The 9,281-nt window shown below is 37.6% G+C and carries 10 protein-coding genes and 3 pseudogenes; 5 read left to right on the forward strand and 8 right to left on the reverse strand.

Annotated features, from left to right (window positions below; all coding sequences use genetic code 11):
- Positions 1 to 110 precede the first annotated feature (110 nt).
- Positions 111 to 689: pseudogene (locus tag H6F92_RS03155) on the forward strand (hypothetical protein); the annotation flags it as partial.
- Between the two features lie 577 nt (positions 690 to 1,266).
- Here H6F92_RS03155 and H6F92_RS03160 read toward each other — a convergent pair.
- The 5 genes from H6F92_RS03160 to H6F92_RS03180 form a co-directional block, all read right to left on the reverse strand.
- Positions 1,267 to 1,719 (reverse strand): DUF29 domain-containing protein, encoded by a 453-nt coding sequence (locus tag H6F92_RS03160; protein WP_190356759.1) that lies wholly within the window; start codon positions 1,717 to 1,719, stop codon positions 1,267 to 1,269.
- 157 nt (positions 1,720 to 1,876) lie between these two features.
- On the reverse strand, positions 1,877 to 1,963 hold the full coding sequence (locus H6F92_RS26955; RefSeq protein ID WP_071823541.1) for a PEP-CTERM sorting domain-containing protein: 87 nt from the start codon (positions 1,961 to 1,963) through the stop codon (positions 1,877 to 1,879).
- A 115-nt stretch (positions 1,964 to 2,078) separates the two neighbouring features.
- Positions 2,079 to 2,444 (reverse strand): DUF5615 family PIN-like protein, encoded by a 366-nt coding sequence (locus H6F92_RS03170; RefSeq protein ID WP_046660891.1) that lies wholly within the window; start codon positions 2,442 to 2,444, stop codon positions 2,079 to 2,081.
- A complete protein-coding gene (locus tag H6F92_RS03175; RefSeq protein ID WP_147073951.1) occupies positions 2,444 to 2,734 on the reverse strand; it encodes a DUF433 domain-containing protein in 291 nt (96 codons plus the stop codon). The genes H6F92_RS03170 and H6F92_RS03175 overlap by 1 nt, the downstream gene beginning before the upstream one ends.
- 225 nt (positions 2,735 to 2,959) lie before the next feature.
- Positions 2,960 to 4,639 carry a PEP-CTERM sorting domain-containing protein gene (locus H6F92_RS03180; protein ID WP_190356760.1) on the reverse strand — a complete coding sequence of 560 codons (1,680 nt, stop codon included), beginning with the start codon at positions 4,637 to 4,639 and terminating at the stop codon, positions 2,960 to 2,962.
- Positions 4,640 to 5,093: 454 nt separating this feature from the next.
- Here H6F92_RS03180 and H6F92_RS03185 point away from each other — a divergent pair, with 454 nt between their 5' ends.
- The 4 genes and pseudogenes from H6F92_RS03185 to H6F92_RS03200 all read left to right on the forward strand — a co-directional run bounded on the left by H6F92_RS03185 (position 5,094) and on the right by H6F92_RS03200 (position 7,639).
- A complete protein-coding gene (locus tag H6F92_RS03185) occupies positions 5,094 to 5,519 on the forward strand; it encodes a DUF29 family protein (RefSeq protein WP_190356761.1) in 426 nt (141 codons plus the stop codon).
- A gap of 100 nt (positions 5,520 to 5,619) precedes the next feature.
- Entirely contained in the window at positions 5,620 to 5,892 is a 273-nt protein-coding gene (locus H6F92_RS03190; protein ID WP_190356762.1) for a DUF2281 domain-containing protein, read from the forward strand.
- A pseudogene (locus tag H6F92_RS03195) lies at positions 5,879 to 6,019 on the forward strand (type II toxin-antitoxin system VapC family toxin); the annotation flags it as partial. The gene H6F92_RS03190 and the pseudogene H6F92_RS03195, both read left to right, overlap by 14 nt.
- 246 nt (positions 6,020 to 6,265) lie before the next feature.
- Positions 6,266 to 7,639 carry a helix-turn-helix domain-containing protein gene (locus tag H6F92_RS03200; RefSeq protein WP_190356763.1) on the forward strand — a complete coding sequence of 458 codons (1,374 nt, stop codon included), beginning with the start codon at positions 6,266 to 6,268 and terminating at the stop codon, positions 7,637 to 7,639.
- 40 nt (positions 7,640 to 7,679) lie between these two features.
- Here the strand turns inward: H6F92_RS03200 and H6F92_RS25665 are convergent.
- The 3 genes and pseudogenes from H6F92_RS25665 to H6F92_RS03215 all read right to left on the reverse strand — a co-directional run.
- Positions 7,680 to 7,988 (reverse strand): annotated as a pseudogene (locus H6F92_RS25665) (PIN domain-containing protein); the annotation flags it as partial.
- Positions 7,989 to 8,113: 125 nt separating this feature from the next.
- A complete protein-coding gene (locus tag H6F92_RS03210) occupies positions 8,114 to 8,377 on the reverse strand; it encodes a hypothetical protein (RefSeq protein ID WP_002752205.1) in 264 nt (87 codons plus the stop codon).
- 63 nt (positions 8,378 to 8,440) lie between these two features.
- Positions 8,441 to 9,004, reverse strand: a complete 564-nt coding sequence (locus H6F92_RS03215; RefSeq protein ID WP_190356764.1) for a Uma2 family endonuclease — start codon at positions 9,002 to 9,004, stop codon at positions 8,441 to 8,443.
- Positions 9,005 to 9,281 lie beyond the last annotated feature (277 nt).

The following is a 9,281-nucleotide window of genomic DNA, read 5'->3' on the forward strand; positions in this document are numbered from 1 at the left end:
TGGAAAAAGTAGTCAATCAGCTTTTAAATGAAGGGGGATTGATTATTAAATGGAGTAGAAAACTTAAAAATAAGGGTAATGCTGTCAATGTAACTTAAATGCGTAAAAGCTTACCTAGATTATGGATTTTGGCTACTTCTATTAGTTTACACATCCTAGAGAGTTTTGATGCTAAATTAGAACTAGAAAACTGGACAGAAGGGATTTACTTTTTATCTCCCTCTCACCGAACGGCAATTGTAGCGATTAATCAGTTACCTATTACCCCGGACACTTTACTGTTAAGATTGTTGGGACGGGGGAAAACCCAAAGCCAAGCGGTGAGAGAGTTGCTTGAGTTGCCTTCCGGCGATTCCTTCCGTCAAAATGTCATGGAATTATTGATTAGTTGGCGTGTGAGTGTTGAAGTTAACAATCTTTTAGAATCAGAAGATAGGGAGGTATTTATGGCTTTATCTCAATCTTATTTAGAGTGGAAAGAGGCGACTAAACGGGAAGGACTTCAACAAGGACTTCAACAAGGACAACGACAAATTATTGAAAATTTAATGCAAGTGAGGTTTGGAGAATTGGATGAGTCTTTAATAAAAGTCATTGATGATTTGCTCAAGTTATCACCGATGGAGTCTAGTCGCCTTTTGTTAGAGTCTTCACGGGAAGATTTAATCAGACGATTCCTCTCTGAATAAGTTAATTAAGCTGGGTTAAAATACGTCTTAGCTTAAACAGATTCAAAGAAGCAATAAACGGCGTAAAACAGCAGAGTATTATTTAACAGATGAAGAATTGCGATAGACCTGAAAGGACGCTTATGATTTAGCTTTAGGACAATCTACTTTAGAGGCTTTTCAAGGAAAATATGGAGTCAACGAATCAGCAGAAATTGTGAATAAAAATGCGATTATTTACCAAGCAATGGTGTTGATTTTGTGGTGATTATATTCTCTTAAATCTCTACAGATGAATTAGAATAGGCTCAAGAATCTAAGCATCCAAAAAGTGAAGATTTTAAATTAATAATTATCTTAAAAAACTAGGTTCCATCCTAGCTAAAATTCGGCTCTTCGTTACTTGTTATGGTTCGATAGGGGGGCATAAATCGACTAAATCCTTATCTGGCAAGAGACTTAATTGATTAGTTCGCTCTAGATAAAAAACAATTGACAAAAATCGCTAAATGCCTTTCTATATAAGGGTTCCATCCCTTATAATCCCCGTCCATTGCATAACACAAACCGAAGAGCCTAAAATTCTCTGAATAATTCTTTACCTAATTTCAGGAAGCCAATCTTCGTCTAAAATATCAGCTAAAGCATAAGGATTCTCTGAGGGTAATTTTAAATCCGTTTTCACCTCTGCCATTTTTTTGGCTTTACCATAAAGATAATCGAGACGATTAGATAAATGGTTTCTGAGATTGGTCGTTAATCTTAATTCTAATTGAGTCCGAAAACCAATTAATTCACCTCGCCAATGTCGCTCATTATCTTCTCGTTCGCTTGACCAATAATGATAGAATAAAAGATGTTGTATGATTTGAATTACTAAACTCTCAACCGTATTTTTTTGTTCCCTTCCCAAAGCTTCTAACTCCTCAATCAAATGCTCATAATCTAAACTATCAACTTGACGATTTTTTAACAATAAAACTGTCTGATCTAGCCATTGCTGATAATCTTCTTCATAGATAGATGATAAACTTTGTCTGGCATGAGTCATCGGTTATTCCTCAATCCTTCAGAATATATCGCCATTATACACCAACAAAAAAGCCCCCCTTTCGAGGATGCCCTTTTATCTAATGATTGAGATGCTAACTGATTGAAATGCCCAAAAATAGGGAGTTTATAGACTTTCCCATCAAAGTCAGGTTAGATTATGACCGTTTCTTAATTAAAAAACCCACCAAAGAAAACAGGCCTAACCCTAAAATAGAACTAGGCTCCGGTACTAACGAAATCATTAGTTATAGTCATTTCAGATAAGTCTGATACACTCTAGATCGACAAAACCCTTATGAACTCTGGGATTAATATTCTCAATTTTAATTGAAATGGCTATACCTTACTGACCGCCTTCTATTCTAGATAATCCCCTAAAAAGACGAGTTTATTCTTGATATCTTCGGCAGAGCGGGTAGCGATTAAATTAGCAATAGCTTTTACCTGTTCTCCCACGGAATATCTTTGTTTTGCGGCCACAATAATTCCCGTATGGCTGATCGAGCGCGTCATATAGGATTTATGCAATCGACAAAAATCGCCTACATTAAAAGTATAAATTACCCGACCTTGCTGGGTTGCCCAAACCAGTTGATCAGGATCGGGTAGCTGAATGTTTTTCGCTTCCCAAGTGGTAATTACATCAATCTTCAGATTCCGCAAAGCTTCCACGACCGAGCGTTGACCCGCATCTTCATCAAGGTAGAGCCGGATTTGACTCATTACAATTCACCGGCTCGATATCGGGATTCCCAGTCTTCACAATCGGCTCGGTAAGCATCGATATCGGCCTCTATCTGTTCTTTATTCGCGTGATAATACGCTAGAGCGCTATAAATTTGAGCCAGATTTAACTGAGGATACTCCCTAGCGATCGCTTCGGCACTCATTCCCGTTTTATGATCCATGACTAAACTTTGAATCGTGATTCTAGTTCCCGCGATCCGGGGACGAGCATTACAAATATCCGGACTAGCCACAATAAATTCGCTAATATCAATGCCTGTAGCCATATTTTCGCCTAAAGAAGTCCCTTTTATTGTAGCTCGATCGATACATCCGAACAACAAAAAAGCCCCCCTTTCGAGGATGCCCTTTTATCTAATGATTTAGACGCTAACTGATTGAAATGCCCCAAAATAGGGAGTTTATGGACTTTACCATCAAAGTTAGGTTGATGATTGAAGCTGGAAATCGCCATCATGTTGTATAAGCAACAGGATTAACGATAATTGCTATTAAGAGTCTTTTTTGGCTTGCTTCTTATTCAATTTTCCCGTGAAGAAAGCACCGAATCCGAGTAATCCTAAACCCAATAAATTGGACGGTTCAGGAACACTAACGCTACCAGTATTTTGAATAATGGGGTTTTGGGTGACTGTTACTGTTCCAGCAGCAGTAAATGTTAACCCCGTCACAAAAGCAGTAGGATTAGTTGGATCGAGCATTTCCGCAGGATCGATATCACTGATGCGAAAATCACTAAAGCCAAGGGGATTAACACCCAACAAGTTGAAAGTCGTTCCCGCAACTAGAGAATAATTGCCAAATCCGGGTAATTCTAGGATAAAGTTACTGTCGCCTTGGGGGAGAGCATTGGGGATTAAAACAGAGGCGAATAAGGGTCCGCCTGTCACTGAATAATCATATCCTACCGACACAATCGGATCGAAAAAGATGGGGTCAATTGTACCCAATCCATTATCACCGACGGGAACACCAGGAAAGGTAAAACCGTCGGGGTTGCTTGGATTTGGGGTAGGGAGAAGCGGATTGGTAGGCGTTGTTCCTGGAGGAACTGGTTCTCCATCTAAACGAGCAATCCAAGCTTCAGTCAGACCATTAGGGTTAGTCCCAAAACCCACAACTGTTAACCCATCGGCAGAAATTGCGTTAGCTCGATTCAAAGACCAACCGGTTAAATCTAAACCATAATCATTCGTTAAAACCTGTTGTAAGCTCCGCATCCCTTGGGTGCTATTCCAGATAAATGCCTCTGCGCCGGTGAAAGGGTCTGTCGCGCTGTAACCAACCACGACAGACCCATCGGCTGATACTCCATTAGCATAGCTAGCTATACCTCCAGATAGTACCCCTAGTCCGACCATTCCCCCTGCTTGTGTCCAACGGAATGCCTCAATAAGATTACCATTAAAACCATTACCACCATTGCTGTAACCAACAACAACAGACCCATCGGCTGATACTCCATTAGCCTCGCTAAAGCCAAGGAAACCATTACCCCCCGGTAAGTACCCTAGTCCTACCATACCTGTCCCTTGTGTCCAACGGAATGCCTCGTCACCGCTTTTACCAACTACAACAGACCCATCGGCTGATACTCCATTAGCCTTGCTATAGTCTCCTACTAGTAAGGACCCCAGTCCGACCACCCCCGTTTCTTGTGTCCAACGGAATGCATCTCCGTAAACACTGTCGTAACCAACAACAACAGACCCATCGGCTGATACTCCTGAAGCACTGCTATAGCTTCCTCCCGTCAGTCCGACCATTCCCCCTACTTGTGTCCAACGGAATGCCGTATCAAGATAGGTATAAAGAGAGCCTGAACCAACCACAACAGACCCATCCCCTGATACTCCTGAAGCACTGCTAGATTTTTGCTGCTCTGGGCAATATGGAATCTCCGTCCATGTGACACAAGGTGGCGCTGGTAAGTACCCTAGTCCAAGCATCCCCGTCCCTTGTGTCCAACGGAATGCTTCAGTACCATTAGCACTATTGCCAGAACCAACAATAACAGACCCATCTGCTGATACTCCATAAGCTACGCTATTGAAACTCCCCCCAGATAAGTCTCCTAACCCCTGAAAAGAGGCGGCTTGTGCGGGGAAAGACACCCCGATCGCACCCAATCCGATCCCTAAGCTGATACAATTAGCTAGTATCTTGTTCATAACCTGATAAGACTCCAAAAAACTAAGTGATTCTTACAATCTAGATGTTCACTTTGGTTTTGTCTGTGGGAATTTGTGGCCATTTTGGATTTTCTGATATAATAATTTTCGTGGGATAAAGTGGGATTTAGTGACAAAAAGGAGGGCAAGGATCATAAAAAAGGCTAAATTTGATTTCTAGGTTCGATCCCCCCTAGCCCCCCTTGAAAAGGGGGGAACCAGACTCAAAGTCTCCCTTTTTAAGGAGGGAAACAGACTCAAAGTCCCCCTTTTTAAGGAGGGAACCAGACTCAAAGTCCCCCTTTCTAAGGAGGGAACCAGACTCAAAGTCCCCCTTTTTAAGGGGGATTTAGGGGGATCGAACTAGCGAAGCTTATAACTAGCAACTTGGGTTAATTTAAATGCGGAACAAATTACTAAATTAAGAGGTTAATCAGTCAAAAAAAGGCAAAAAATGGAAGAATTATTAGAGTTAAAAAATCTATTACTAGCTGGCAATGTTCCCGATGCCTTAATCTTGGTAGAGGAAATGACAGAAATGAGTAAGGATGATAAGATCAATAAGATTTTTAGCTTTAGTATTATTGTCCTATTACATCTGATTAAGCAGCAAGCAGAAAAACGCAGTACCCGCTCATGGGAAACCTCTATTTCTAATTCTGTTAAACAGATTCAACGCATTAATCAACGACGTAAAACTGGAGGAAATTATCTAACAATAGAAGAATTAAAAGAAACCTTAGATGATGCTTATTCTTCCGCTTTAAGACAAGCGGCATTAGAAGCTTTTGAAGGTATATATCAACCCGAAGAAATTGAGGCTATGATCGATAAAAATCAAATTATTAATCAAGCATTGGAATTGATATTAATCGATTAAGTAACAGGGGACAGTCGGAAACAAATCAGGAGGTTTAAATGTCAGAAACAGTCGCTTAAAGATTAGCAGCCTATTTAAAAACCTTAACAGAGGTAAATTAATGATTAACTTAGAACAAATTCAACAAGATATTAACCAATTACCTGAAGAAGCACAAAACTTACTGATTGATTTTATTGAGTTATTAAAAAAACGCTATTCTTTGGCAAAAAAGCCAGAGATTGCATCAAAAATAAACCCTGAAGCTCAAAGTACCCTAGACATTTTAAAAGGATCTGGATTAATCGGTTGTATTAGTGCAGAATCAGACCTTTCTACTAATTATAAATCCGTTCTCAAAGAAGGATTAAAAGCTAAATATGATCATCGTTGATACTGGGTTCTGGGTGGCTTTATTTAACAATAAAGATCAATATCATCTAATAGCACAGCAAACCTTAGCACAGTATTCTTCTCAACCCCTAATTACAACTTGGTGTGTTTTAACAGAAAGTTGTCATCAGTCCGTAGTAGTCCGTAGCGAATATGTCAGATTTTTAAATATAGCGCAGGGTTCAATTCATAAATTAGAAACTTATCTTCTCCTATCTGGACGGATAGGATGAGGTGAGCAAAAAGAGATAAAATAATAGTTGATATTTTGCAAAAGTAAAGTAAAATGATTATCAGTCTGATAAAAAAACAAGAAAACTAAAATATGTTCCCTTATCCCAACCAGCAATACAAATGTTCTATCACTTACTTATATGGATATTCAAAACCTTTTAGAATGGACAGATAAACAGGTATTAGAGAAAACCGGTAAACATCTTGATTCGTTGCAAGAATCTATCTTACAGGGTATTTGGGAACATCAAGATTATGAAAAAATTGCCGAAAATAATCAGCGCAGTTATGACCATATAAAAAAAGAAGCATGGAAGTTATGGCAACTGTTATCTGATGTTTTTGAAGAAGATATAAAAAAGTCTAATGTTCGTTCTATTTTAGAAAATAAAGCTTCATCTATTATTTATCACTTTGTTAACTATCCTAACAGTAATAACATTAGTAACAGTCGCGTTAATATCTGTAGAGAAAATAATCCCTACTCAGAAAACAACTTAAAAAATTCTTCAAATTTTCCAGATAATGATCATCAATTCCCAATAATTAACCTAACAAAAGCTCCTGAATTAAGGTATAACTATGGACGTAAGTTAGAAATATCAACCTTAAAAGAATGGCTAGATAATAAAACTCGATTAATTACTATTTATGGGTTAAGTGGAATCGGAAAAACAGCTTTAACCCTTAAATTAGTTTCAGAAATTGCCCCACAATTTGATTATATTATTTATCGCAGCCTGGAAAATATTCCTCAATTAATCGCTCTCAAAGATGATCTAAAACAGTTTTTCAGCCAATCTCTATCAACCCCCTTACCTGATATAATAGATTATCTAAGCTCCTATCATTGTTTAATTATTCTTGATGATGTGCAGAATATTTTTAAACTGGGGGAATTAGCAGGTAAATATTTAAGCGACTGTCAGGATTATCATAAATTTTTTCAGCAAATTGCTACCACATCTCATCAAAGTTGCTTGATTTTAATTAGTTGGGAACTTCCCAGAGATTTTGTCACCTTAAAATCCGATAAAATTAAAACTTTATACCTGCAAGGTTTCACAACAGAATTTGAAGAAATCTTCAAAGAATACGGTTTAAAAAGTGAGGAGAAATGGACGGAACTGAGCGAACTTTATCAAGGTCATCCTAACTGGTTAAATATCATCTCCTCAACCCTTATTGAACTATTTGATGGAGAAGTATCCTTATTTTTAGAACAAATGAAAAATGAAATTTATTTGGGGGATATAGAAGACTCGATCGAATGTCATTTACAGCGTTTATCCGCAGCAGAAAAAAAGGTGATGCACTGGTTAGCTAATCAAACTGAAGCGGTAGAAAAGTTTCCCAAAACTGGTAATCTTGACCTTTCTCAATCCCAATTTTGGGCAACTATTCAGTCATTAATGAGACGCTGTTTACTGGATAAATTACCATCAGAAACCTCGTCCTATTTTCCTATTAATCCTGTGTTTAAATCCTATCTTCAAAGAAATCCTAACGATTAGGATTATCTCTTTAAAAATAGATGTGATCGCATTTTTACCTTTAACTATTTTGTAAGACTTGTAAGAATAAATTTGGGGATAAAATTTGTGTATGATGATAATGCTTTAGCGGTAAAATGTGTTTTTTGTCTAAAGAAACTAGATAATCAGCACCTATTTCGTAAGCGGCTGCCAAAAACATATTATCATTTGGATCAACCTGATCGAGTAGCGTTGCTTGATAAATACCTTGAATTTTGATAGCAGTATAAAAAATAGCCGTTAAAATATCCTTAATATCATTTCTGTCAATATTTTTCAGTAATAGTTTTTCAACCAATTCCTCCAATAATTGAGGAGAAATAACTAACTTAAATCTACCCTCTCACCAATAACGAATAATTTGACAAGGCACACTGTTAGGATTTTTACTTAACAAAGCTGAAAGAAAAACCGAAGTATCAAGAATAACAAGAGGTGAATCTTGAGCAAACATCATAGTAAATCAGATTCTTCTAAGTTTCCTGAAATTCTCACACAAGCGTCATCAAATTTTTGCCAAACTTCATGATAACAATTATCGGGCATATTTTGAACCTCATTTAATGTTTCCATAATCAAATCTTTGGCCTGTTTTCTATTTACATTTTCTTTTAAAACTTCTAAATGCTTGTGTAACTGTTCTAATAACCATTGTTTATCTTCAAACGAAAAATTTCGTAACTTTTGTTCAAGTTCAATAATTTGAGGGGATATCATAAAATTAACTCCTGACCAAGATTAGTCTAGTTTAATGATAACAAAAGTTTCAAATTTAAAGCTTCAACTAAAGATTACCTTGTTATAAATATCTGCTATCTCCACCTCAACCCGCAAAGAGTTTAAATGAATTATCCTATCAGATTCATAAGCTGTAAACAACCAAAGATCGCCTTCCTTTTGAAAATGTTCAATATAACATTTTTCCTGAGAAATCAATAAATATTCCTGAAAAGTTGCAATGGTTCGATAAGCGGCAAACTTTTCTTCTCTGTCGTAATTTGCCGTTGCAGCAGACAAAACCTCAGCGATTAAAACAGGATTAATTAAAGTATCTTTGCGTCCTTCTTGATAAATGAGAGGTTCAGGCATCACCATAATATCAGGATAGGTAGCTATTTGACGCTCAGGTATCCATAAACGCTGATCGGTGACAAAAACGGCATAGGGTTGATTCTTTAGTCCAGTATATAAAGCCACTAATAAATTACTAATAATGCGATTATGAGTCGGTGTCCCTCCTGTCATAGCAATAATTTTTCCATCCAGATATTCATGACGAGTTTGGGATTGTATTTCCTGCTCAAAATATTGACTAAGAGTATATTTTCCAGTGAGAGCGGTCATAATGATGATTGTTTAAGAATAAGCATTTTGCAGCGTTTTTCATTGTACCCCAATTCTAACAACAAAAAAGCACCCCCTTGCGGGAGTGCCTTTTCCTTCAGACTAGGAATTAACCATTAATAGCAGGAGCAGTCAGAGCTACAGGAGCCTGTTCACCACTAGCTAAGTCTAAGGGGAAGTTGTGAGCATTACGCTCGTGCATTACTTCCATACCGATACCAGCGCGGTTTAACACATCGGCCCAAGTACCAATTACACGACCTTGAGAATCGAGAAT

Origin of the sequence: Microcystis wesenbergii FACHB-1317 (genome assembly GCF_014696875.1) — a bacterium.
GTDB lineage: Bacteria > Cyanobacteriota > Cyanobacteriia > Cyanobacteriales > Microcystaceae > Microcystis > Microcystis wesenbergii_A.

Bases quoted from the DNA above. Each gene is read 5' to 3' on its own strand.
- H6F92_RS03160 (WP_190356759.1), bottom strand. From the start codon at position 1,719: ATGACTCATGCCAGACAAAGTTTATCATCTATCTATGAAGAAGATTAT.
- H6F92_RS26955 (WP_071823541.1), bottom strand. From the start codon at position 1,963: ATGATTTCGTTAGTACCGGAGCCTAGTTCTATTTTAGGGTTAGGCCTG.
- H6F92_RS03170 (WP_046660891.1), bottom strand. From the start codon at position 2,444: ATGAGTCAAATCCGGCTCTACCTTGATGAAGATGCGGGTCAACGCTCG.
- H6F92_RS03175 (WP_147073951.1), bottom strand. From the start codon at position 2,734: ATGGCTACAGGCATTGATATTAGCGAATTTATTGTGGCTAGTCCGGAT.
- H6F92_RS03180 (WP_190356760.1), bottom strand. From the start codon at position 4,639: ATGAACAAGATACTAGCTAATTGTATCAGCTTAGGGATCGGATTGGGT.
- H6F92_RS03185 (WP_190356761.1), top strand. From the start codon at position 5,094: ATGGAAGAATTATTAGAGTTAAAAAATCTATTACTAGCTGGCAATGTT.
- H6F92_RS03190 (WP_190356762.1), top strand. From the start codon at position 5,620: ATGATTAACTTAGAACAAATTCAACAAGATATTAACCAATTACCTGAA.
- H6F92_RS03200 (WP_190356763.1), top strand. From the start codon at position 6,266: ATGGATATTCAAAACCTTTTAGAATGGACAGATAAACAGGTATTAGAG.
- H6F92_RS03210 (WP_002752205.1), bottom strand. From the start codon at position 8,377: ATGATATCCCCTCAAATTATTGAACTTGAACAAAAGTTACGAAATTTT.
- H6F92_RS03215 (WP_190356764.1), bottom strand. From the start codon at position 9,004: ATGACCGCTCTCACTGGAAAATATACTCTTAGTCAATATTTTGAGCAG.